The sequence below is a fragment of the Methylocaldum sp. GT1TLB genome, from assembly GCF_051027445.1.
Lineage (GTDB): Bacteria > Pseudomonadota > Gammaproteobacteria > Methylococcales > Methylococcaceae > Methylocaldum.
Genome location: NZ_CP194898.1, coordinates 4,149,343 through 4,171,957 on the forward strand (window position 1 = coordinate 4,149,343; position 22,615 = coordinate 4,171,957).

General features: G+C 57.5%; 23 protein-coding genes and 1 pseudogene. 15 read left to right on the forward strand and 9 right to left on the reverse strand.

Annotated features, from left to right (window positions below; all coding sequences use genetic code 11):
* Nucleotides 1–4: 4 nt before the first annotated feature.
* Nucleotides 5–322: a hypothetical protein gene (locus ACR2R1_RS18360; protein WP_166642655.1), complete on the reverse strand. Its 318-nt coding sequence runs from the start codon at nucleotides 320–322 to the stop codon at nucleotides 5–7.
* A 1,506-nt stretch (nucleotides 323–1,828) separates the two neighbouring features.
* On the opposite strand from ACR2R1_RS18360, the gene ltrA reads away from it, so the two are divergent.
* Complete coding sequence (gene ltrA / locus ACR2R1_RS18365; RefSeq protein ID WP_205780748.1) at nucleotides 1,829–3,163, forward strand: group II intron reverse transcriptase/maturase; 1,335 nt, start codon at nucleotides 1,829–1,831, stop codon at nucleotides 3,161–3,163.
* 131 nt (nucleotides 3,164–3,294) lie between these two features.
* Here the strand turns inward: ltrA and ACR2R1_RS18370 are convergent, their stop codons facing one another.
* Nucleotides 3,295–3,588 carry a hypothetical protein gene (locus ACR2R1_RS18370; protein WP_156879979.1) on the reverse strand — a complete coding sequence of 98 codons (294 nt, stop codon included), beginning with the start codon at nucleotides 3,586–3,588 and terminating at the stop codon, nucleotides 3,295–3,297.
* 207 nt (nucleotides 3,589–3,795) lie between these two features.
* Nucleotides 3,796–4,383, reverse strand: a complete 588-nt coding sequence (locus tag ACR2R1_RS18375; RefSeq protein WP_434111335.1) for a TetR/AcrR family transcriptional regulator — start codon at nucleotides 4,381–4,383, stop codon at nucleotides 3,796–3,798.
* A gap of 82 nt (nucleotides 4,384–4,465) precedes the next feature.
* On the opposite strand from ACR2R1_RS18375, the gene ACR2R1_RS18380 reads away from it, so the two are divergent.
* The 6 genes from ACR2R1_RS18380 to ACR2R1_RS18405 all read left to right on the forward strand — a co-directional run bounded on the left by ACR2R1_RS18380 (nucleotide 4,466) and on the right by ACR2R1_RS18405 (nucleotide 8,046).
* On the forward strand, nucleotides 4,466–5,605 hold the full coding sequence (locus ACR2R1_RS18380; RefSeq protein WP_434111338.1) for an NmrA family NAD(P)-binding protein: 1,140 nt from the start codon (nucleotides 4,466–4,468) through the stop codon (nucleotides 5,603–5,605).
* Nucleotides 5,606–5,728: 123 nt separating this feature from the next.
* Nucleotides 5,729–6,268 (forward strand): carbonic anhydrase, encoded by a 540-nt coding sequence (locus ACR2R1_RS18385; RefSeq protein ID WP_434111340.1) that lies wholly within the window; start codon nucleotides 5,729–5,731, stop codon nucleotides 6,266–6,268.
* A 283-nt stretch (nucleotides 6,269–6,551) separates the two neighbouring features.
* Nucleotides 6,552–6,953, forward strand: a complete 402-nt coding sequence (locus ACR2R1_RS18390; protein WP_434111342.1) for a hypothetical protein — start codon at nucleotides 6,552–6,554, stop codon at nucleotides 6,951–6,953.
* A 31-nt stretch (nucleotides 6,954–6,984) separates the two neighbouring features.
* Entirely contained in the window at nucleotides 6,985–7,362 is a 378-nt protein-coding gene (locus ACR2R1_RS18395) for a nuclear transport factor 2 family protein (protein WP_434111344.1), read from the forward strand.
* On the forward strand, nucleotides 7,362–7,691 hold the full coding sequence (locus ACR2R1_RS18400; protein WP_434111347.1) for a TfoX/Sxy family protein: 330 nt from the start codon (nucleotides 7,362–7,364) through the stop codon (nucleotides 7,689–7,691). Before ACR2R1_RS18395 ends, ACR2R1_RS18400 begins: the two co-directional genes overlap by 1 nt.
* 73 nt (nucleotides 7,692–7,764) lie before the next feature.
* Entirely contained in the window at nucleotides 7,765–8,046 is a 282-nt protein-coding gene (locus ACR2R1_RS18405; protein WP_434111349.1) for a hypothetical protein, read from the forward strand.
* A gap of 82 nt (nucleotides 8,047–8,128) precedes the next feature.
* On the opposite strand, the gene ACR2R1_RS18410 is transcribed toward ACR2R1_RS18405, so the two are convergent.
* Nucleotides 8,129–8,992 (reverse strand): LysR family transcriptional regulator, encoded by an 864-nt coding sequence (locus ACR2R1_RS18410; protein WP_434111352.1) that lies wholly within the window; start codon nucleotides 8,990–8,992, stop codon nucleotides 8,129–8,131.
* A 122-nt stretch (nucleotides 8,993–9,114) separates the two neighbouring features.
* On the opposite strand from ACR2R1_RS18410, the gene ACR2R1_RS18415 reads away from it, so the two are divergent.
* The 6 genes from ACR2R1_RS18415 to ACR2R1_RS18440 all read left to right on the forward strand — a co-directional run bounded on the left by ACR2R1_RS18415 (nucleotide 9,115) and on the right by ACR2R1_RS18440 (nucleotide 14,124).
* A complete protein-coding gene (locus ACR2R1_RS18415; RefSeq protein WP_434111354.1) occupies nucleotides 9,115–10,164 on the forward strand; it encodes a haloalkane dehalogenase in 1,050 nt (349 codons plus the stop codon).
* A gap of 48 nt (nucleotides 10,165–10,212) precedes the next feature.
* A complete protein-coding gene (locus ACR2R1_RS18420; RefSeq protein ID WP_434111356.1) occupies nucleotides 10,213–10,893 on the forward strand; it encodes a peroxiredoxin-like family protein in 681 nt (226 codons plus the stop codon).
* Nucleotides 10,894–10,968: 75 nt separating this feature from the next.
* Nucleotides 10,969–11,262, forward strand: a complete 294-nt coding sequence (locus ACR2R1_RS18425) for a DUF1330 domain-containing protein (RefSeq protein WP_434111359.1) — start codon at nucleotides 10,969–10,971, stop codon at nucleotides 11,260–11,262.
* A gap of 42 nt (nucleotides 11,263–11,304) precedes the next feature.
* Complete coding sequence (locus tag ACR2R1_RS18430) at nucleotides 11,305–11,766, forward strand: TIGR02453 family protein (protein WP_434111361.1); 462 nt, start codon at nucleotides 11,305–11,307, stop codon at nucleotides 11,764–11,766.
* Between the two features lie 60 nt (nucleotides 11,767–11,826).
* Nucleotides 11,827–13,479: an IS1634 family transposase gene (locus tag ACR2R1_RS18435; protein WP_434111363.1), complete on the forward strand. Its 1,653-nt coding sequence runs from the start codon at nucleotides 11,827–11,829 to the stop codon at nucleotides 13,477–13,479.
* A gap of 9 nt (nucleotides 13,480–13,488) precedes the next feature.
* Nucleotides 13,489–14,124: a group II intron maturase-specific domain-containing protein gene (locus tag ACR2R1_RS18440; protein ID WP_434111365.1), complete on the forward strand. Its 636-nt coding sequence runs from the start codon at nucleotides 13,489–13,491 to the stop codon at nucleotides 14,122–14,124.
* Nucleotides 14,125–14,229: 105 nt separating this feature from the next.
* On the opposite strand, the gene ACR2R1_RS18445 is transcribed toward ACR2R1_RS18440, so the two are convergent.
* The 3 genes from ACR2R1_RS18445 to ACR2R1_RS18455 all read right to left on the reverse strand — a co-directional run bounded on the left by ACR2R1_RS18445 (nucleotide 14,230) and on the right by ACR2R1_RS18455 (nucleotide 17,226).
* The gene (locus ACR2R1_RS18445; protein WP_434111367.1) at nucleotides 14,230–15,870 is read right to left on the reverse strand and encodes a hypothetical protein; all 1,641 of its coding nucleotides are present in this window, start codon (nucleotides 15,868–15,870) and stop codon (nucleotides 14,230–14,232) included.
* A 114-nt stretch (nucleotides 15,871–15,984) separates the two neighbouring features.
* A complete protein-coding gene (locus ACR2R1_RS18450; protein WP_434111369.1) occupies nucleotides 15,985–16,827 on the reverse strand; it encodes a Dimeric alpha-beta barrel in 843 nt (280 codons plus the stop codon).
* Nucleotides 16,828–16,965: 138 nt separating this feature from the next.
* Nucleotides 16,966–17,226 (reverse strand): hypothetical protein, encoded by a 261-nt coding sequence (locus ACR2R1_RS18455; protein WP_434111371.1) that lies wholly within the window; start codon nucleotides 17,224–17,226, stop codon nucleotides 16,966–16,968.
* 133 nt (nucleotides 17,227–17,359) lie between these two features.
* Between ACR2R1_RS18455 and ACR2R1_RS18460 the strand changes: the two genes are divergently transcribed.
* A complete protein-coding gene (locus tag ACR2R1_RS18460) occupies nucleotides 17,360–17,932 on the forward strand; it encodes a phage integrase N-terminal SAM-like domain-containing protein (protein ID WP_434111373.1) in 573 nt (190 codons plus the stop codon).
* 3 nt (nucleotides 17,933–17,935) lie between these two features.
* A pseudogene (locus ACR2R1_RS18465) lies at nucleotides 17,936–18,613 on the forward strand (integron integrase); the annotation flags it as partial.
* Between the two features lie 20 nt (nucleotides 18,614–18,633).
* Here ACR2R1_RS18465 and ACR2R1_RS18470 read toward each other — a convergent pair.
* Together ACR2R1_RS18470 and ftsH are read right to left on the reverse strand one after the other, a co-directional pair.
* Nucleotides 18,634–20,184, reverse strand: a complete 1,551-nt coding sequence (locus ACR2R1_RS18470; protein ID WP_434111375.1) for a phospholipase D family protein — start codon at nucleotides 20,182–20,184, stop codon at nucleotides 18,634–18,636.
* Between the two features lie 204 nt (nucleotides 20,185–20,388).
* Nucleotides 20,389–22,416 carry an ATP-dependent zinc metalloprotease FtsH gene (gene ftsH / locus ACR2R1_RS18475; RefSeq protein WP_133718423.1) on the reverse strand — a complete coding sequence of 676 codons (2,028 nt, stop codon included), beginning with the start codon at nucleotides 22,414–22,416 and terminating at the stop codon, nucleotides 20,389–20,391.
* Nucleotides 22,417–22,615 lie beyond the last annotated feature (199 nt).

Consider the following 22,615-nt stretch of genomic DNA (forward strand, 5'->3'; position numbering starts at 1 on the left):
CCGCTTACCTGGACAAGATGTACTGAATGGCCTGAAGCTTCTCTGCACTCAGACCGTGTAGGTCTTTTTCATCGATCCACTTCTCGCCCAGTAACCTTGCAAATACAAAGATCAGTTGCGAATAGCGGTAATCGTATTTTTCATCAATCGCTCTTCGTTGCTTGGTGAGGTAGTCGTGAACCGCCCAAAGGTCTTCGGGTTTTTCCACCTTCGCGGCCATATCTTTGAACTTGGCCATGATTGAAGCGCATTCCTTCTCGAGCGCTTTATCAAAGGCTCGCCTTGCGACTTTTTTCTCCGAATCAGACCACTTGAAGTCCATGATGACGTAATCCTAAGTTTTTGTTGCCTAACGTTCGCCATAACCGGCGGCAAAAAGTGGCGCGACGAAGAAGCGACGCTTTTTGCCGTCCGAGTTGGTGGCGTTGTTATGCACGCCTGAACCCCGCGCGCACCCACGCCACTGCTACACCCAGCAAGTATAGAGCTAAAGGCACGCCCAACGCCGCCAAGCCCCGCTGCAAGTTTGGCGTGAGGGTGCTCGCAGTTCCTGGGCTGTGCTTCGCGTCAATTTCCGAGAAGCCGTATCTGTATGCAGGATGTTTGTTCAAATATTTGTCATGCGCGGCCTCTACGAGCTGCCTATCCGACATATCGGAGTAAGCGGCCCGCACCGATACTGTGGTGTGGCCACGTAGATCCGTGGACTGTGCGATTAGATACTGGATTAGCTCATTGAACAAGTCGTTATATCTCTGTTCCTCAGAACGCTGCGAAGTGATTGCCACGGACGAGATAGCGGCGATCCAGACGACTGATAGGACGACCCACGCTCTTTGCCACCCGTTGAGTCTCATGTTCTTCTCAGGGCATAACGCTCCGCATTAGCCGCGTCGGCTGCATGCGGTTGTTATGCGAGATTTCGCGCCCATTATCTCCATAGCTCGCAATGGAATAGCCTGCGTCGCACAATTTCATGGAGTACCGACCTTCTTCACGAATCCCCCCTTGGAGTCGAACATGATGTATGTCTTTGAAGGAAGAACTCTCGCGATTCCGCCCTCGTCAATGGCGACAATTTTCAGAACTCCAACACTGTAACCTTGGTCCCGTTCCGAGATTTCGATCAGACAAGGTTCGGAACGGCTGCAACCGCAGATCTCGGCCGCTTGACGCTCTATTCCTTTTCTCAGTTCATCCGCGGCAGTCGCGCCAGCGACCAGTAGTAGCCCAGCACCCACTAAGTAGCGCAATCGAGAGTTACGCATAACGTCTGAATTCACCGGCCTGCGCGGCTCTTTGCGCAGGTCCGGTGGAATGATGGGTGTACGCCCGACATGGGCATGAACTGATGGGGTGAGAGTCCCCTGTAGGAGTACCTGTAATGCCCATTCTTTGGGCCAATGTAACTACTAGCCGACGGCAAGGGCAACTCCGCGAGGAGTGGTCTGAAGGAAGCCCGAGCGCAAAGGTGCGAGCCGACGAACAGAAACCGCATAGAAGGCTCAGTCTCCGGGTGAGTCAGCACATGATGACGAAACCCGCCGGGTACGGGAGATAGGGTAAATGCGGCGGTTGTGCGCTGAAAGCTCATGTTCTTATTCGGGGAGATCTGTCCGGCGAGCGGCTGGGATAGGTTATGGGAGTCGGACTGAGGTCCAGGGCGAAAGCCTTGGAATAGCCACCGGACCCTACGACCTGTCTTTGGCAGCGCGTTCTGCGGCAACGCAGGGTGTGACCGGGCAGAAGTCAGCAGAGGCCATACTAGCCGCATCGGCCTGGAAGACCGGACGGTGAAGGGCCGAACACAAGAAGACAAGGAGGAGCCGTGAGCGACTCGGTATCGACGATGAACCCGACCGGGGGAGCCGATGTCCGGCGTGGCGTCACGCAGCCAGCCTTGCACGACGATCTGATGGAGCGGGTGTTGGACCGTGCGAACCTGCGACGGGCCTGGAAGCGGGTGAAGGCCAATCGGGGTGCGCCCGGCATGGACGGGATGCGCATCGAGGACTTCGCCGAGTTTGCGCGCTCGCATTGGGCCGAGATTCGCCAGCAACTGGCCGATGGCAGTTATCAACCCCAAGCGGTACGACGGGTGTCGATCCCGAAGCCGGGAGGGGGCGAACGACTGCTGGGTATCCCGACCGTCATGGACCGGGTGATCCAGCAGGCCATCGCGCAAGTATTGACGCCGATCTTCGACCCCGGCTTTTCGGAGTCGAGTTTTGGTTTCCGACCGGGACGCTCCGCCCATGGAGCGTTGAGGCAGGCACAAGGTCATCTTCAGGCCGGCTACCGCATCGCCTGTGACCTGGACTTGGCGAAATTTTTCGACAACGTCCGGCACGATGTCTTGATGGCTCGTGTGGCCCGCAAGGTTGGCGACAAGCGGCTGTTGGCGCTGGTTGGCCGGTATTTGCGGGCGGGTGTTCTGGTCGGCGAGTCCATCCAGGTAACGGCGTTGGGGACGCCGCAAGGCGGACCGCTGTCGCCGTTGCTCGCCAACATCCTGTTGGATGACTTGGACAAGGAACTGGAAGGGCGTGGCCACCGGTTCGTCCGCTATGCGGACGACCTGCTGATCTTGGTCAAAAGTCAGCGGGCCGGCGAGCGGGTGAAGGATAGCGTCACGCGCTTCCTGACCGGCACGCTCAAACTGGTGGTCAACGAGCAGAAGAGCCGGGTGGTCAAAACCGACCAGGCCAAGTTTCTCGGATTCAATTTCCGGGGAACCAAGCTGCGTTGGGGCGACCGGGCATTCGAGGACTTCAAACACAACATCCGGACACTGACCGGGCGTAGCTGGGGTGTCTCGATGGCTCACCGGTTTTACAAGCTCGCCCAGTATATCCGCGGTTGGATGGGCTACTTCGGCATTTCGGACTACTACCGCCCGATCCCCGAACTCGACCACTGGCTTCGACGCCGGGTACGCATGTGCTACTGGAAACAGTGGCGCTACGTGCGTACCAAGGTCAAGAACCTGTTGGGTTTGGGGACGAGCAAGCGCCAGGCAATCCTGACGGCGATCAGCAGCAAGAGCTACTGGCATCTGTCGCGGACGCTGGCGACGCAGACCGGGATGACCAACCAATGGCTGAAGACCCAGGGGCTGATCACTATCCGTGATCTTTGGATGAAGGCCCATGGCTACACCTGACATCGTCGTGTGCTCCCTTTTCGTGAACCGCCCGGTGCGGACCCGCATGCCGTGGTGGTGTGGGGACTGGGGGTTAGAAACCCCTGGTTACCCGATTAGGCATTTTGCCATTCAAACTGGCAGCCAAGCGGCTAATCATCTTCATGCGCTTCCAACTCCGGCGCGCCGTATATCGTAATTTCGTATTTTTCTTTTAAGGCGTCGATGACTTTTTTGACATGCGGGCCGGGCTTAGGCGACTTTACCTGATGTTTCATGGACGAAAACGTATCCAACGCGACCTTCTCACCTCCGTCCGTGATCCATATCCAAGAATCTCCTTGGAGGCCTGACTCAATGTCAGCGAACCTCGTGCGGACAAACGCAAGCAGCTCATCGTGAAAGTCTTCATAGCGATCAGGATATCTTAGCTCGGCAAAGATCATGTTCAGCCTCTCGCTAGCCCCCCTAATTGAATTGGCTGCCTAACGTTCAGCATCAGCGGCGGCGCGGAGCGCCGTCCGCTGCATGCTGTTGTTGGGCGGCTGGGCTACAGCTTGCGAGGCGGCCAAGGCGTCCGCGGTTATCGGCGTTTGGCACGATAGCAGATTCTCGAGCAGGCTAAGTAGTCGGAAGGCGCGCACGCTGGGCTTTCAGTTATTTGTCGCCGCCATGATTCTTGCCGCGCTCTGTCGGGTCGAAAGAAGGATTTCGGCGCGCGTTTCGGCGCCCGAACAGCGGGCAAGGCTGACGGCACCGATCAACATGGACAGCAATTTCAGAGCGCGGCGACGGCGCGAGAGTGCGGTTCCCTCCATGCCTGCGGCGAGGACTTCGATCGTGCGTTCTACGCCTCTGCCATAAGCCGCACGGACCTCCGCCCCGGACAACGCCGCATCCCTGGACAGCGCGGCAAGTGGACAGCCGCGCGCGGGCGCCGCCACGTGCTCGTCGGATAGATAGTGATCAATGTAGCGTTGCACGGCGCGGCGTCCCGCGCCGCGCGCCAAATCCGCTTCCACTTCCCCCAGGGACTGCTCGACGGCGTGGTCGATCGCGACCCCTGCAAGCGCCTCCTTCGAGGGAAAGTGGCGGTAGAAGCCGCCATGCGTCATTCCGGCTGCCGCCATGACATCGGCGACACTTGTCCCCTCGATTCCGCGCTGCCGCAGCATCGTTGACGCGACATCGACGATGCGCTCGTGGCTCCTCGTTTTCTCCGCTTCCGACACTCTGGGCACGTTCGCAGCCTCCGCTTGACAAGTTAGATGTTATATATCATCTTTATGCATAGATGTCACTAATCATCTAAATGAGAATGTCATGACAACTATCAGTGAACTGCATAAAGCCAGAATCCAAGCACTTCCCAGGATTCTCGTCACCAGCGCAGCAGGCAAGACGGGTATGCCCCTGACGTTTCAGTTGCTCGAACAAGGATATCCAGTCCGCGCCTTCGTGCGCCGCCGCGACGCAAGAGCCGACACCCTGGCGAAGGCTGGAGCGGAGATCTTCGAAGGGGACCAGTATTCCTTAAGCGACATGCGCCGGGCAATGACGGGCGTTCAGCGCGCATACCAATGCGCCCCCACGGCCCCGAACGGACTGCACTTCAATGCGGTCTTCACGGCGGCCGCCTTTGAAGCGGAGCTGGAGCATGTCGTGACGCTTGGCCAGTGGCTGTCCGCTCCGGATCATCCATCGCTCTTCACGCGCGAGGTTTACTTGAGCGACATCCTGATCCGGATGTCTCCCAAGATGAGCGTCACATCGGTCAACCCTGGCTGGTTTGCAGACAACTACCTGATGGTTCTGGACATGGCCGCGCATCTTGGCCTTTTCACCATGCCGTTGGGTGATGGCAAGGTGAAGAAGAATGCGCCTCCGTCGAACGAAGACATAGCGAGCGTCGCGGCGGCCGCGCTCATCGATCCGGGAACCCATGCCGGGAAAACCTACCGTCCGACCGGCCCCGAACTGCTTTCACCCAATGAGATCGCGGCGGCGATGGGCCGCGCCTTGGGGCGCAAGGTCAAATATATGGACATTTCGGAAAAAATGATGACGAAGGCGCTGAGAGCACTGCCACCGTCGAATTATTCCGAGGCCATGGTGTCTCAACTCGCAATCTATGCCGAGGAGTACCGCCGCGGCAGCTTCGCCGTGAACGCCCCAACCCGCGACGTGGAGTTGGTGGGAAGGCGCACTCCCGAGGATTTCGAGAGCATCGTGAGACGCACGGTCGCTGCACGCCCCGATCTGAGCGCAAGTTTGCCCAGGCGGCTCCGCGCAGTGCGGGACTTTGGGAAGATTCTGCTCACCCAACCGCTCGACCTGAACAAGGTGCAGGACGATCGGGACTACGTGCGCCTACGAAAACCGCGTCTCTGCCCGGACACGCCGGAATGGCTGGAGACGCACGCCCCTCGGGCCACCGCCGTCCAGTCCGGAAGAGCCGACTGATGACCGCTCTTATGGTTTCAATAATTCCGAAAAGTGGGAACCGGTTAACGGATCAAATTGAGCGCCAATAAATATTCCGCGCCCCCCTCTTTACACGACTTCCAATCAAACAGGAGATTACTCATGTCCAGCACAACAATCCTTCTTGATCGCAACCGCCAGTTCGCCAGCGATTTTGCCGCGGCCGATCTACCTGTCCTGCCACGCTTGCGCACCGTGGTGCTGACCTGCGCCGACCAGCGTGTCGACCCGGCGCACATCCTCGGTCTTGAACTCGGCGAGGTCGCCGTCATGCGCAACAATGGCGGACGGGTGACAGAGGCTGTGGTGGAAGAGGTCGCCACGCTGGCATTCATGGTCGCAAAAATGGACGGGCCCGAACCCCGCCCGTGGGAACTGGTCCTCATGCAACATACCAAATGCGGCGCCGAACGCTTTGCCGACCCAGACTTTCAGCGCGTCCTCAAGGAGCACATTGGCGTGGACGTATCTTCGTCCGCCATCGCCGACCACGAACAGAGCCTGCGTGAGGATGTCGAACGCCTTCGCGGTGCGCCCGGTGTGCCCGGGTACATCGTTGTTTCTGGATTGCTCTATGACGTGCAGAACGGCCGTGTCCGCGAAGTCTTCGCGCCGACCCCACTGGGGTCGTTTGCGTCATGAACGTTTCGCCAGCCGCGAGGCCTGCGAGCTGCACAAGTGGGGCTGGGAAGGCGCCTTCAACAAACTGGGAGCGCATCTGCCCGGAGCGCATTGAGATCTATTTGGGCAAGAAAAACGGGGGCCAACCCAGTTATGCATATCTGCAAACAAACTATGCATATACGCCTATACCAATGCATTATTGCACTATGTATGTTCTCGCAAATTAACAGAGGAGAAATAAAGTGGTGCAAACAAAAAACTTCCTGTCATTAGGCCTGGCGTTAATCAAAAGGCTGCAGCCATGAAAATAATCCTCGGCGCGCTCGCATACATCGCAGTGACCTTCGCGGTTCAAGCCGCCTCTCATTTTGGAATCAATACGGAGCACTACGCCGCCATTCCTCATCTGCGGCCGGAGCCCATTTTCGCCCTCGGTATCGTCTCCATGGTGATACAGGGCACTGTGCTCGCCTGGCTGTATCCCCACTATTACCGAAGAGGCCGACCAGTCGTTGAAGGATGCAAGTTCGGGATAATGACAGGATCGATCCTCGTGAGTTACATCGCACTGGCGGAGCCCGCGAAGTATGTCGTTCCTTCCGTTCCTTCATGGATGGCGGTAGAAGCGGTGGCCGGGTTGGTGCAGTTCACTCTGGCCGGTATCGCGATCGGGCTGATTTACGGTGCGCGATCACGCGCGTGATATGTAAACTAACGATAGGAAGGAGAGAACGATGCAACCGATCGATGTCGTCAAGCAATATTTCGAAGCCTTTGGCCGCAAGGATATCCCCGGCATGTCCAAGTTGATGCACGAGGATTACCACTTCATGGGGCCAACCATGGAGGTTCAAGGCCGGGCGCAAATGGAACAGGTGATGAAGGAATTGCCCTTCGTCGCGGATGACGAGGATGTAGAGCTTACAGAAAATGTGAATGTGGTGGTCAGAAAGCTGAACTGGCATGTCAGGGAACCTTTCGAGGCGGTGATCCCCATGTGCGAATGGCTGGTCGTCGAGGAGGGCAGGATTCGTTCGTCCAATTTGTACTACGATACGGGAAAATTTCCCGAGGAGTTCCTGAAACAACTGAAAGCAGGACAAGCCGCCTGATGCCCTACGATCCCGAACTCGCCGAGCGGCTGGCCTATCTGTTGGCCGGCCGCGACGGCATGCAGGAAACGAAGATGTTCGGAGGCGTCGGTTGGTTGCTCAGTGGCAATATGTGTATCGGCGCCTACAAGGAGTACCTAGTATTGCGTGTCGGTACTGAAACTGCGGATAGGCTTCTCAAGATGCGTCATGTAAAACCCATGGATATCACGGGAAAACCCATGAAAGGATGGGTGATGGTGGCCCCAGCGGGATACGTGGACGAAGAAGCTCTCGCTGGTTTCATCGAAAACGCCTTCGATTTTGTCAGCATTTTACCTCCGAAATAACTATTTTCAGCTGTCGAGTGATTTGATCTAGAAATCCTCTATTTTACCAGGCTACTGAAACCAGGAGACCCCTATGAAAAAATACATGCTATTACATTTTGGCTTCGTGCAACCCACTCCGGAAATCATGTCAGCGTGGCAGGCATGGTTTGAGTCCATTGCAGATATACAGGTCGCGCAAGGCGGCTTCAGTGGTGGGTTGGAGATTTCCAGGTCCGGCACAAACGAACTGTCGTGGGATAAAGACTCAATCACTGGTTACAACATCATTGAGGCGGAGAGCCTAGAAGCTGCAGAAGCACTTGCCAAGAAGAATCCATTCATTTCCAGCATTCGAGTCTACGAACTTAGGTAAAGTCGCCGGCGAAACGGCACGACTGATTTCCAACGATGGGATGAGGGGAAATACTGGAGGCGAAGTACGTTGATCAGTCACCTTATGCCAATTGCCCAGGCAACCTCTCAGTCAGGAAGGCGTTGAAGGCTCGGACACGATTCATCCGCCGCAAGTCGGGATGTGTCAGCAGCCACAAGGGGCGCTTTGGCAACACAGGTGCATTCTCGAATCGTTTGAGTCCGGATAAGGCATCGCCTACGAAGGTGGGCAAGCGGCCCACGCCCAAGCCTTGTTGGACGGCTGAGGCGGTTGCCAGGACATCGTTGGTGCGCATGACCAATTCCAGTGGGTCGGTATGTTTGTGCAGCCAGGCGGGTCGTGGATCGTTATTGTTTTCGCCGATCCAGCGTAAGGGTTGCCGTTTGCTCGACCGGAGATATCTGTTCAGATAGTGCTTTTCACCGTACACGGCGAGGGCGATCTTGCCCAGCTCCCGTCCGATGAGATTGTCGGGTACCGGTTCGGTTGTCACCCGCAGCGCCACATCGGCCTCGCGCTGTGTCAAGTTGTAGAGATTATCCGAGAGATCCAGCCGCAACTCGATTCCCGGGTGCGCCGCATTAAACTCCTTCAGAAGCGGCATGAGCACATAGCTGGCGACGGTCAATGAGACCGTCACCCGCAAAGGGCCTTTCAGTTCAATATTTTTCCCCATGACCTCATGCTCGATCGCCACCGCTTCGTTCTCGATGCGCATGGCGCGTCGCAGCATTTCTTCACCTTCGGCCGTGAGCTGATAACCGGTCGTCAAGCGTTCAAACAGGCGGACATTCATTTCCGCTTCGAAACCGTTGATGCGTCGCGATACGGTGGATTGGTTCACCGCCAGCTTTTCAGCCGCAGCACTGACCGAGCCGGTGCGGGCCACGGCCAGGAAAAAACGGATGTCGTCCCAGCTATGCATGTTTGCAAACCATATATGTATATATGTCCATACCAATGCATTATTGCATTGAGTATGTTTATAGCATCCAAGCGGGATGAAAGCACTATTTTCGGGCAAATTCACAGAGGAGAAATACAGCAATGCAGACAAAAAATTTCCTGTCATCAGGACTGACCTTCCTGTCCGTGCTGGGCTTGAGCGCGTGCAGCTTCATGGTGCCGGCCGACACGCAGGGTGGCGCAGCACAGGCGGATGTACAAGGTAACAGAAAGGAGAGTCTCGGATACAAGCTACCAACGGCCACGATATCCGCGGCGTTTCCGTTCGAATCGAAATACCTTGATGTCCGTGGTTCACGTATGCACTACGTCGATGAAGGACAGGGCGACCCGGTGATCTTTATCCATGGGAATCCGACTTCGTCCTATCTGTGGCGCAACATCATCCCCTACGTCACCGATCACCACCGTGCCATCGCGATTGATCTGATCGGCATGGGGAAATCCGACAAGCCCGACATCGGCTATACCTTCCGTGAACACTACCAATACGTGGAGGCATTCATCGAAAAACAGGGCCTGCGCAATATCACCTTTGTTGTCCACGACTGGGGCGCGACCCTGGGTTTCGAGTATGCGCGCCGGCATCCCGATCGGGTCAAGTCGATCGCCTTTATGGAAGGCGTTCTACCGCCCACGTTTCCCCAACCCAGCTTCGAGGCGATGGGCGAGGACATGGGCGGCCTGTTCCGCACACTGAAGGATCCGGTCAAGGGCAGGGAGATGGTGATCGACAACAACGGATTCGTCGAGCAATTGTTGCCGGCATTCACGAACCGGCCACTCGGGGATGCGGAAATGACCGTCTACCGCGCCCCCTATACCCGTGCGGGGAGCCGGACACCGACACTGATATGGCCGCTGGAGATACCGATCGGCGGTCAACCAGCTGATACCACGGCAACCTTGAAATCGATCGAGGAGTTCATGTCGGCAACGGGCTTTCCAATCCTGTTGCTGTATGCATCTCCTGGCGCGGTGGTACCCCCGGCGGCGGTGCCCTGGTATGAGAACAAGATCAAGAACCTTGAGACAGTGTATATCGGCCCGGGTCTGCACTTTGTCCAGGAAGACCAGCCCGAGGCGATAGGCCGCGCCCTTAAGGACTGGTTGCGTCGGCATCGCAACTGATTCGAACTCTCATCGCATTTTAAACCATAGTGTATAACGGAGAACCCAATGTTAAATCAGCAAATTCGAGAAACAATTCAATTCTTTCGTGAAAACCTTCCGGCCGACCTCAGTGCGCTCATTGAGCAGGGCGCCGGCGAAATCAGCGCCCTGGATATTATTGAGCAAGCCAAAAAGGCCGGTGATCAAATGCCGGGCTTTGCCTTAAAGAACCAGCATAGTGACGCCCGTTCGCTGGCGGAATACCTAGCCAAAGGCCCCCTGGTTGTCACCTTTTATCGCGGCGTGTGGTGCCCATATTGTAACCTGCAGCTCAAAGCCTACGCCGACCGGCATAAGGACATTCAGGCCGCTGGTGCGACACTGGTGGCGATAACCCCTGAAAGGCCGGGATCCGTCAATATTTTGCGTGACAGCGGTGCGCCGCAGGATGTAATCGACATGGCCGTCGAGCACGTACCATTTGATGTACTGCACGATGTCGACAGCACAGTGGCGGAATCGCTTGGCCTCATCTTCGAGCTACCTGAAAGTCATCGAACGCTGCTTTCATCGCTGGGTGTCGATATTGAGGCCTTGACCGGCAGTTCGACATATACCTTTCCCGACCCGGCCACCTATGTCGTCAAGCCGACCGGGGAAATTGTCTGGGCGTTCGTGCCCAACAATTACCGTAAGCGTGCTGAAGTTGATCAGATACTGGATGCCGTGGCTCAGGGAAAATCCTGAGCGGAAAATTGAAAACCCCCACACTAATTCGAACGTGCATCGCAACTTATTACCACAATATGGGAGAGTCAGAATATGTCAGCATTTATAATTTTTCATTCCACGGTATCAAATCCAGAAGCCTTCTCCAGTTACGCCAGTGCCGTGCCAGCCACACTGTCGCACTTTGGTGGCACGCTCCTGACCAAAGGTAAAGTGGAAAGGGTCCTCTCCGGTGAGCACGAACATAGCAACGTCGGTATCATTCGATTCCCCAATCTGGACAAAGCACACGAATGGTATGCGTCGAAGGCATACCAGGCGTTGCTTCCTGTGCGGGATGCTGCGGCGACCGTAACGGCGATTAGTTATCAAGAGCCAGCAGCGTAATGAAGCCCCGCATCCGTATCCAGATTGTGTGAGGCTAGTTACATGACTAAAAACCGGTTTGTAGGTTTCCCAGAAGATCTGTTTCGTTTCCTGGAAGAACTTTCCATGAATAACAACCGGGAATGGTTCACTGCGAACAAGCGGCGCTATCAGACGTCGGTGGTGGCGCCGGTCAGCGATTTTATCCAGGCCATGGGCGAGCGTCTGAACAGGATTAGCCCCCATTTCACTGCCGATCCGCGACCGAACGGCGGCTCCATGTTCCGCATCTACCGCGATACGCGGTTTTCCCATGACAAACGCCCGTACAAGGAGAACGTCGGTTGTCACTTCCGTCACGTCACCGGCAAGAGTGCGCACGCGCTCGGCTTCTACCTGCACCTGCAGCCCGGTGCCCCGAAGTTCGACACTTGCTTGGCGATTCTGGCCGTTCCTGATGTCGGCAGTCCTTGTGATTCAGGGGGATATACCTGGAGAATTGCTGAATCCGCCGTGCAAGTGTAGTGTCACGCAGAGGGCTTTATGAACATTGATATCAGCTTATTTAGGTGATATCGTGCAAACATGTACACGCGCATTACACGCTCCGGCGGTAGAAGCTACCCGCAACTCGTAGAGTCCTATCGAGTTGCGGGCGGCAGCGTGCGACAACGCGTGATCGCGAACCTGGGGCGTCTCGACCAACTCGAGCCCAAGGACCTTGATCCACTCATCAATGGACTGAACCGGGCGCTAGGCCGCACCCGCAACGAGGCCTTCACGCCGGAATACGAGAGTGCCAAAGCCTATGGAGATGTCTTTTTGCTCCATCAACTTTGGCATCAACTGGGATTTTCCAAAGCCATTCGAAAGAGCCTGCGCTCGTCGAAAAGAACTACGGATGCCGAGGCGCTCGTTCGCCTGATGGTGTTCAATCGCCTCTGCGCCCCTGATTCAAAACTCGGCTGTCTGGACTGGCTTGAAACGGTCTCCATTCCCGACATGCCGGCAGTGGTCACGCATCAGCATCTTCTGCGCACCATGGATGCCCTGATAGAGCACGGCACACAGATCGAGAAGCTCATGGCCGAGCAGCTGCGCCCCTTGCTCGATCAACAGCTGTCGGTCGTTTTTTACGATCTGACCACCATCCGCATTCATGGCGAAGCACGCCTTGACAACGATCTGCGCGCCCACGGGATGAACAAGGAGACCGGCGGCATCGCCCGGCAGTTTGTGCTCGGTGTGGTGCAGAGTGCGGAGGGGATACCCCTCATGCACACGGTGCATCCCGGCAACGTCGCCGAGACCAAAACGCTGCAATCGATGCTGACCCAGGTCTTGGCGCAATTCCCGGTCGAGCGGGTTATTCTGGTCGCTGATCGAGGACTCCTCAGCGTGGACAATATCGCGGAACTGACGGAATTGGCCGACGTGAAGGCCCGTCAACTTCAGTTCATCCTGGCGGTTCCCGCGCGACGCTACAGTGAATTATGCGACACCTTCGAGACGCTCACCTGGACCGATGGGCTTGCCGAGTCCACGTTCGCCGGTCACCGCCTGGTCGTCGCCCACGATCCCGTTCGGGCCGCCGAGCAAACGGCGCGTCGACGTGAACGCATTCAGGAGCAAGTCGATTTTGCGGAAGCCCTGGTCAACAAGCTCAATGCGCAGGATGAGGGGCAATCCGAGCCAGGACGCCGGGCGTCCGATCGGGGTGCCTATTCTCGATTCGTGAGATCCGTCGCTGAGGCCGAGTTGACCCGTTTTATCAAGGCGGACTATAACTCGGAGCTGTTCAGCTACTGGCTCGACGAGAAGGCCATCGAGAAGGCGGAGCGCTTCGACGGAAAACTCGTGCTCGTGACCAACGTGCAGGACTTTTCGGCAGAGGAAATCGTCTACCGCTACAAAGCTCTCGCCGACATTGAGCGAGGCTTCCGTGTTCTGAAGTCCGATCTTGAAATCGCGCCGGTCTACCACCGCCTGCCTGAGCGCATCGAAGCCCATGCGCTGATCTGCTTCATGGCGCTGGTTCTCTACCGCGTGATGCGTATGCGTCTGCGCGCGAATGGCAGCACGGCCAGTCCGAAAACCGCTCTGGAACGGCTGCGGCGTATTCAGCAGCACAAGGCCACCGTCGGCGCCCAGGAATACACAGGCATCAGCAAGGCGACCAAGGCACAACTCGACCTTTTCGCAGCACTCGAGATCACCCCACCCAAACACCCCCTGTAGTGGCATTTTTTGAAGGTCGACACCTTCAAAGTCATAGCCTTACGCGCGCAACTGTCGAACTTAGGGATTCTGGTCAAGAGTCAGCGGGCCGGGGAGCGGGTCAAGGACAGCGTCACGCGCTACCTGACAGGCAAGCTTAGGCTGGTGGTCAACGAGCAGAAGAGCCGGGTGGTCAAAACCAACGAGGCCAAGTTCCTGGGGTTCAATTTCCGAGGAACCAAGCTGCGCTGGTCCGACCGGGCTTTCGAGGACTTCAGGCACCACATTCGGAAACTGACCGGGCGTAGTTGGGGCGTCTCGATGGCTTACCGGTTCCACAAGCTGGCCCAGTACGTCCGCGGCTGGATGGGCTACTTTGGCATCTCCGACTACTACCGCCCGATCCCCGAACTCGACCACTGGCTTCGACGCCGCGTGCGAATGTGCTACTGGAAGCAGTGGCGCTACGTGCGTACCAAGGTCAAGAACCTACTGGGTCTGGGGACGAGCAAACGCCAGGCTATCCTGACCGCGATCAGCAGCAAGAGCTACTGGCATCTGTCGCGGACACTGGCGACGCAGACCGGGATGACCAACGAATGGCTGAGAAGCCAAGGGCTGATTTCTATCCGTGATCTCTGGATGAAGGCCCATGGTTATGCCTGACATCATCGTGTGCTCCCTTTCGTGAACCGCCCGGTGCGGACCCGCATGCCGTGGTGGTGTGGGGACTGGGGGTTAGAAACCCCGGGTTACCCAATTGGGCACCGGCTACTCCGAGACCTGAGTATGGTTCTCAGAAAATTCTGAAAGACGCCTGCAATAGTCAAGCATTGGCTCCAATATCAGTTGGCGATAGACCTCTCGTGGAGACTCATCGTCCAGCCCGCGATCAGTCAGCAAGGCAGTCAATGCGCTGCTCTTACGGTGAGCAGCCGATTTCGATCTAAGCTCCTGCAACAGGCGAAGTGAGGCTATCAAGTCCTCTGGAGCGTTGCCGCCTCCATTTTGGCGGAGCCATGCCTGTAACTTGTCAATCCCCCGAACAGGCTTGTCAGGATCGTTTGCCTTCATCCTTGCAACCTCTGTAGCTGCCAATTTAGCGAGCTGCGATTCGTTCAGGTAGTCGATAAAGACCTTGGTTGCCGCGATTGTGCAACGATCAAACTCGATCCATTCATCAGATATAGGCACCCGCAGATCTGTGAGCACACCCGCATCATCTTTGTGAAATTCAACGTAAAGCTCGAACCCGAAAGCCTCATGCCATTTTTCCAAAAGCCTGCGACGCTCAAACTTAATAGCGAGATCTGGATTCGTTGGATCGGCAAACTCAGCTAAAAAGGAGCGCTTGAAGCAAGTCTCGCTGAGTCCGCCATCAGGTCGAACGTTGAACGAGCGCCAGTACCGCTGCTCCGACTCTGGAAGGTCACGCCCCAGGTCACCCAGGAATACAACCACCTTATCTTCATGGTCGTTATCCATACGCAGGCCCCACATACTCCCGCAGCGTAGATAACCATCCTCGACTGAATAGAGACTGGGCTTTTCAAGGTACTTTTTCAGTACATCCTTGCGGAAATGAATGGGGGTGAGATAGTGAGGCTTATCCGCATTGTTTCCGAAATAATCTGCGAGTTCATCAGGATCTGACGTAAAAACCGCATCTGATCCATCATCGCGGGTTCCGATGATGAAAGCTTCATAAGTGCTCTCATCCTCGTACGGCCAGACACCACAGTTTTCAATTGGCAGCGCCTCTATCAGCCGCTTGCCCAGAAGCCGACCAAACGCGGGCTTTCCAGAAATTGAATCATTGGTTACATGCCGACTCGCGCAAAGCCCGGAATCGGTTATTTCTTCCGAGCTTTCCTCTTGAGGCTCATCAAAAAATTGCACCGAATCAACTTGTAGAAGAATTTTCAAACCCCGCGCTGCGCAGAACTTTCGAATCGCCACAGTATCCACGAGCATTGCGCCAGATGAATCGCGGAATACAACCTTCTGCTTAGTTCCGTCTTCTAGAATCTTGTAATAGTTATCTGTTTTTCGGTCGTGCCACAAGTTGTGGAACAAGCGAAACTCCTCCAGAAGATCGAATTGGTCCTGTTCCAACCCGTGAAAATCGCGATGAATAACAAGGGGCCAAGATTCTCTCGATGCCGGATCGTAAGAATATTCTGTACGTTCTTCTCCGCCCTCCCACCACATTGAGAATCCGGTTAGCCCATCGCCCTTACTGACAGTCCAACTTGCGTCATCAAGGCAGTTGTCGGCCGTGTCTCCTCGGACAAGGCCAATGTAAACACCCCCATTTCCGCGTCCGCTGATGTGCCAGCCCCAGTCAGCTATCAACCACTGCCTTTTCTCACCGTCACGCAGTAGTTTAAGCGCTTCATCAATTGTCAGCATCTAGGTCGTGCCCTCTGAAGGTCCAAGGATGGCAAATACGTTTCTTGAGGTGCCCAACGTTGCGTTAACCCGCCAACCGGAGCGCAGCGGAGGTTGGTCTGGTTGAACGCATAGTTAGGCACTTTTGGTCATAAAAATCGCCGAGCGTTCCAAGCCCGCGTCGCGGTGGACTTCCCCATTGTGAAATTCATCACTTTCAATCATTGCCAGAAGGTTCCGTCGCTGAGGATAACGGACAAATATAAAATGATCCCAGCTATCTGCCAGCATACAATCCTCGCGACTGCCAAAGAGACAAGCGGGCTTTCCACCATAGACTGGATATGCACCTCTGCGCAGTAGTTCTAATCCAGCAATCTTGGCGTAGCGATCATAGGCCTCCTTGCCACTGATCTTTTTGGCGTCTTTGTGATAAATATCATCATAATCAGCAAGGAGCTTGTATTTATTTAAGTTGTAAACAAAGAGTGGCTCGTCAAGGTCTTGGGCTCTTGCCACGTTCATTTGATTTTCATCTGGCCACACAGCAACATTTTCGGCTTTCCACCTTGCAGTAGGAGTACCTTTGTCGACAACTCCTTTGAACAACCGAACAAGCCATGAGACACCCTTAACAAAATGAAAAGTGGCCGGTGGTTCCGGGATAATTGCAAGAACAGTATATTCAGTGAAAATCCGCTTTAGAGTTTCATCGAAAGCCGACAAGAAGTTGCAAGCATCTTGGATCGCAGGGAATTCATCGATCACAATTTCATCTATCAACATCCCTTCTCGAGCGACCTGATCGGCTTTAACTCTAAACAGTCTTTTCCCATTAAAACTATTTTCGCTATCACTAAGCCATTTGTCGTAGCCATTTGAATCCCTGACTCGCAAGTGGTAGACAAACGCCACCTTTCTTGCGCCTGCCTCCTCCAACGCTTTACAGCATGATTCTTTATCTTTTGAAATAGCCATACCAGTTGGTACTCGTTTGTGATGCCTAACGCTTCGGTTCACCCGACTGCAAAAGCGGCTGCACCGGAGCTGAAACGTGCCACCAAAACTGCGCCGCTTTTGCGGGTCGGGTGCAACCGATTGTTGGGCCTGCCGATTTCATCCGACTGGCTTCAGGTCTTTTGGAAACTGGCTGAACTCCGACCATTGTTCCTCCTTCAGGCCTTCTTCCTCATTACGAGCATGCCAGATGCGATTTAGGTGCGCATACACGTGGCCTAGCTGAACCGCAAAATCCTCTTCCTCGATCCCGCCAGCCGCATCCATCTGTTTAACAAGATTGGACAAGTGTTCCTGCGCGTCTTCTAGCTCCGTGAGCATAAGAGCCCACCCGACAGGATGTGATTTGGCGTTGATCATTATTTTTGTGCGGCCCAACTTTGTATTAGACACCTAGCCCAGGCGTATAACACCGATCCGTGAGGTGTATAACTCGGGATGTTCTATCCTAAGCTTCTGTATTCTATAAACTAGTTTCATGTAGACAGGACTCATGGCTGAAGCAAATACACCGCCTGGCGTAGGTGGTCCGAAGTTGCTGGACCAGGTACGCGCCCGTATCAGGGCCAAACATTACGATGTTAGTAGGGAAACACAATATATCCAATGGATCAGGCGCTTTATCCTATTTAGCGGCAAACGCCATCCCCGCAACATGGGCATCGTCGAGGTGGAAGCGTTTCTTACTCATCTGGCGGTGGAAGGCAATGTTTCCGCCTCGACGCAAAATCAAGCCTTGGCGGCGCCCTTATTTCTCTATCGAGAGGTATTGGGCATCAATTTACCGGGACTTAAAGACGTAGTTCGGGCTAGAGCATTTTCATATCTACTGTACGGGCACTCGCGCGTAGGTCGGGAATCCCTCCCAATCGCAAACGGTCATCCTAGCGCTCCTGGGATGACCGTTTGCGATTGGAGCGCCGAAGCCCCCCTTCCCGACGCCACGTCCCGGCCGAGCGTCTTCGTCTGCAAAGGATTGCCGACCTACGAATGCTTGAATCAATTCACTCGAGCCGAAGGCGCCAACGACGTCCACCAAGCCGGTTTTGCCGTACGAGCGCGATGAAAACGCGCTAAGCGGCCGACGCGGTTGCCGACGGTGTTGACCCGTTCCGAGGTTCAATCAGTGCTCGCCCGCATGGATGGCGTTTACGGGCTGATGGCGCGCTTGCTTTACGGAACCGGCATGCGATTGATGGAGTGCGTGCGCTTGCGGGTGAAGGATGTGGACTTCGAGCGACGGGAAATTCTCATTCGCGATGGCAAGGGAGCCAAGGATCGGGTGACCGTGTTGCCGGAGAGTTTAAGAGTGGCGTTGCAGGCTCACCTTGCGGAGCGCCGCAAGCTGTATGAGCAGGATTCGGCCGAGGGGAAATCCGAGGTGTATCTTCCCGATGCCCTGGCGCGCAAGTATCCTCAAAGGCCGAAAGAGTGGGGCTGGCAGTATGTGTTTCCCTCCGGGAGCTGTTCGATCTATCCGCGCAGCGGTCGCGAGCGGCGGCATCATGTGGATGAAAAATTATTGCAGCGGGCCATGAAAAAAGTCGTCCAGGCTGCCGGAATAGCCAAGCCGGCGACGCCGCACACGTTGCGGCATAGTTTTGCCACGCACCTGATCGAAGGGGGCTACGATATCAGAACCGTTCAGGAACTGCTCGGACATAAGGACGTGAGCACCACCATGATTTATACCCATGCGCTGAATCGCGGCGGACAAGGCGTGGTCAGTCCGCTCGATCGGATGTGATCGCCATGATCGACTGCGGCTCACAACAGCCACTCGATGGGCAAGGCCGACAGGAGCCGGATGCCGGCGCGCAGCCAGAAGCTCGTGCCGGGTTCCGCGTCGTGCCGCACCCACTCCCCGGACCGGTGCTCGGTCCAGTACAACTGCCCATTGTTTGACAGGCGCACCTGGTATGAGTTGGCGGGAATGCGGCTGTCGAACGCCGTGGAGATATTCCTCGCCAGGGCCGGACTGTCGATGACGAAGCCCATTTCGGTGTTCAGCTTGGCCGAGCGCGGATCGAAATTGAACGAGCCGATGAAAACGCGAGAACCGTCCACCGAGAAGGTTTTCGCGTGCAGGCTCGACGCGGAACTGCCGGAACTGCCCGGCAGTCCCGCGCGTCGGTTCGTTCGCGGCGACAAGCGCCGCAATTCATAGAGCGTAATGCCCGCTTGGAGCAGCGGTTTGCGCCGCTTCGCATACCCGGCATGCACCGCTGCCACGTCGGTGGCTTCCAGCGAATTGGTCAGTATCGTGACGTTCACGCCGCGTTCCGCCATGCCGGCGAACGATTCGACACCCGCGGCGGTGGGCACGAAATAAGCCGATACGAGTTCGACGTCCCTGGCCGGTTCGCCGATGATTTCGTTCATCTGATGGGGCAAAAGCTCGTCCGACTCGGCCCGGCCGAGCGCCTTGGCGGGGTCGTCGCTGACCATGCGGGCGGGAGCCCACTCCAGTGCCAGGCGGCCTTCCGTCAGTTCGCGCACGAACGGCAATTGGCGTATCGCAGCCATGTAAGCCGCCGCGGCGGGGTCGCGCTCGACCAACGACGCCTGAGATGCGAGCTGCTCCAGCCGCGCGGGGTCGGCCGGCGGCAGCAACAGGCCGACGGGGTAGGACGAACCGCTCGCCCAGTAACGGTCGAAATCGTTCGACACGTCCTCGACGATAGGCCCCACCGCCATCACATCGAGATCCACGAACACCGTACCCTCGGCGGCGTCGAAGTACTCGTCCCCGACATTGCGGCCGCCGATGATCGTGGCTTGATTGTCCGCCGTGAACGACTTGTTGTGCATGCGCCGGTTCAGCCGGGAGAAGTCGGTCAGATACCCGATCAGGCGCGGTTTCCGGATCACGAACGGGTTGAACAGCCGGACTTCGATGTTCGGATGAGCGTCCAGCGCGGCGAGCGTAGGATCGAGCCCGGCGGTGTTGTTGTCGTCGAGCAAGAGGCGCACGCGGACGCCGCGCTCGGCCGCGGCGTGCAGCGCCTCGAACAGCAAGGTGCCCGACCGGTCCTTGCGCCAGATGTAGTACTGGACGTCGAGCGAGCGCTCCGCGGCCCGCGCGAGCAGCATCCGCGCGGCGAACGCGTCGCGCGAATCCGGCAGCGGATAGAGGCCGGATTGTCCCGGATGCGCGGCGACCGCCGAGGAGATCGCCCGCCCGAGCCGGGTGGTGTCGGTGTCGACCAGAGCGGTCGAAACGCTGCGGTTTTCCAGTGACGGCAAAGTGCTGCATCCCTCAAAAAGGCCTATGACCAGGCCAAACGCCAGAATGAAAAAACCGATGCGCCTACTCACACAAATCTTGCTCAGTTGCTATCCATGCCGCATCGCCCGCTCGATTGCTCGCGTGCAACCAGCTTGCTCGACTCGCGAAGCCACAGCACCGAGCTTGCCACCGCGATGCAGCGCAGCCAGTCGCCCGCGCTCAAGGCCACGGTCGAAAACGCCTGCTGCAGAAGCGATAGGGCACAGTCTCAGGTATCCGAACCGGCGCGGCGCTCATTTTTCTCGCCCGGCCATCGCCAGGGGACGGGTCTCCAGCGGAGGCGCGGGCGGCAGTCCGGTGACCTCGAGGATTTCCTCCTCGCCCAGCGTCTCGCGCGCGAGCAAGGCGTCGACCAGGGCATCGAGCTCCTTGCGATGCGCCTTCAGGAGACTCTTCGCCTGTTCGTGGCTCTCGTTGATGATTCTTTGCACCTCGGCGTCGATGATGCGGGCGGTCTCCTCGCCGAAGGGCTTGGCGCCGACATAGCCGCCGCCGGCGCCGCTCAGGTAGGGATTCTCGCGGGGCGCGAGCTGCACCATCCCGAGCTTGTCGCTCATGCCCCAGCGGGTGACCATGTTGCGGGCGAGCTGGGTGGCCTGCTCGATGTCGTTCTCGGCGCCGGTGGTCCGGGTGCCGTACACGATCTCCTCGGCCGCGCGGCCGCCCAGCATGCCGACGATCTTGGCGCGGAGATACGCTTCCGGATAGTTGTAGCGGTCGGTCTGGGGCCGCTGATACGTCACCCCGAGCGCTTGTCCGCGCGGCACGATGGTGACCCGGTGCACCGGGTCGGCGCCGGGCATCACCAGGCCGAGGATGGCGTGTCCGCTCTCGTGATAGGCGATGCGCTCCCGGTCCTCGCGGGTCAGGAGGAGCGGACGCTCGGGGCCGAGCACGATTTTCTCCAGCGCGTCCAGAAAGTCCTTCTGGCGGACCGCGCTCTCTTCGCGCCGGGCCGCCAGCAGCGCCGCCTCGTTGACGAGGTTTTTGAGGTCCGCTCCCGAGAGTCCGGGCGTCGTGGCGGCCAGCTCGTCCAGGCGGACGTCGTCCGCGAGCGGAACCTCGCGGGTGTGAACCTTGAGGATCGCTTCGCGGCCGACCTTGTCCGGGAGGTTCACCACCACGCGCCGGTCGAAGCGTCCGGGCCGGAGCAGCGCCCGGTCGAGCACGTCGGGCTGGTTGGTCGCGGCCAGCACGATCACGCCTTCGCGGCCGGTGAAACCGTCCATCTCGGTGAGGATCTGCTGCAGCGTCTGCTCGTGTTCGCTGGCGGCCCCGATCGCCACCTGGCCGCGCGCGCGGCCTATCGCGTCGATCTCGTCGATGAAGATGATGGCCGGAGCGTGCTCGCGCGCCTGCTTGAACAGATCCCGCACGCGCGCCGCCCCCACGCCGACGATCATCTCCACGAACTCGGCCGCGCTCATCGAGAAGAACGGAACCTCAGCCTCCCCGGCGACCGCCTTCGCCAGCAAGGTCTTTCCGGTCCCCGGCGCGCCGACCAGCAGCACGCCTTTCGGCGCGGTTCCGCCCAGGCGGGTGTACTTTTCGGGGGACTTCAGGAAATCCACGATCTCGACCAGTTCGTTCTCCGCCTCGTCGATGCCGGCCACATCGTCGAAGGTGACCCTGGCGCTCGCCTCCTGGTCGTAGCGGCGGGCCTTGCTCCGGCCGATGTTCATGAGTCCGCCCATGCCGCCGCCCTGCTGCACGGCTCGCCGGTAAATCCAGACATAGAAAAGAATGATGAGGATCGCGGGGCCGAAGCCGAACAGAAGCGTGATCCAGGGACTGCCTTCCCGGATCGGCACCGCGCTGATTTCGACCTTGTGCTCGATCAGGAACGCCTCCAGTCCGGGGTCCACGAACGCGGGCAGTTCGGTGGTGAAGGTGTCCGCCGTTTTGGGCTCGGGTTCGGTCAGGCGCCGCTCGTCGGGCGCCACGTCTTCTCTATCTTTCGGCGGCCAGGTGACGGGCGACGCAAACCGGCCCTCGACGCTCGCCCCCTGGCTGTAAATAGCCTCGACGTTGCCGCTCGCGACCTCTTCCTTGAAGGCGGTATAAGGGATGGTGATCGACTCGCCGGGTTCCGGAAAGAGAGACCGCATCAGCAGGTAGTTGATGAGGAGGAGGATCAGGAACGTCAGCCAAATTCTGCGCGGCGCGCCTTGCGGCTGTTCCGGGCGGCGCTCGGCCGGCTGGAAGCGCGGGTCGGGCGCCGAGTCCCGGTTGCGCGGCGTCTTTGGTGTCGGCCAATTCATGGTGCCTCCGAGGATGTGCTCATTCTTCTGTCTTAGAGCCTATCCCAGTAGGCTCAAGAATCCCTTCGACGGGCCTGTCCTGAGCTAAGCTCGTAGGGTGCGGTGAAGAACGAACCGCACCGACGCACCGCGAATGATGCGGTTCCCTTCGTTCACCACATCCTACGAGCTCAGGGCGAACGGCCTGCCGGGATAGGCC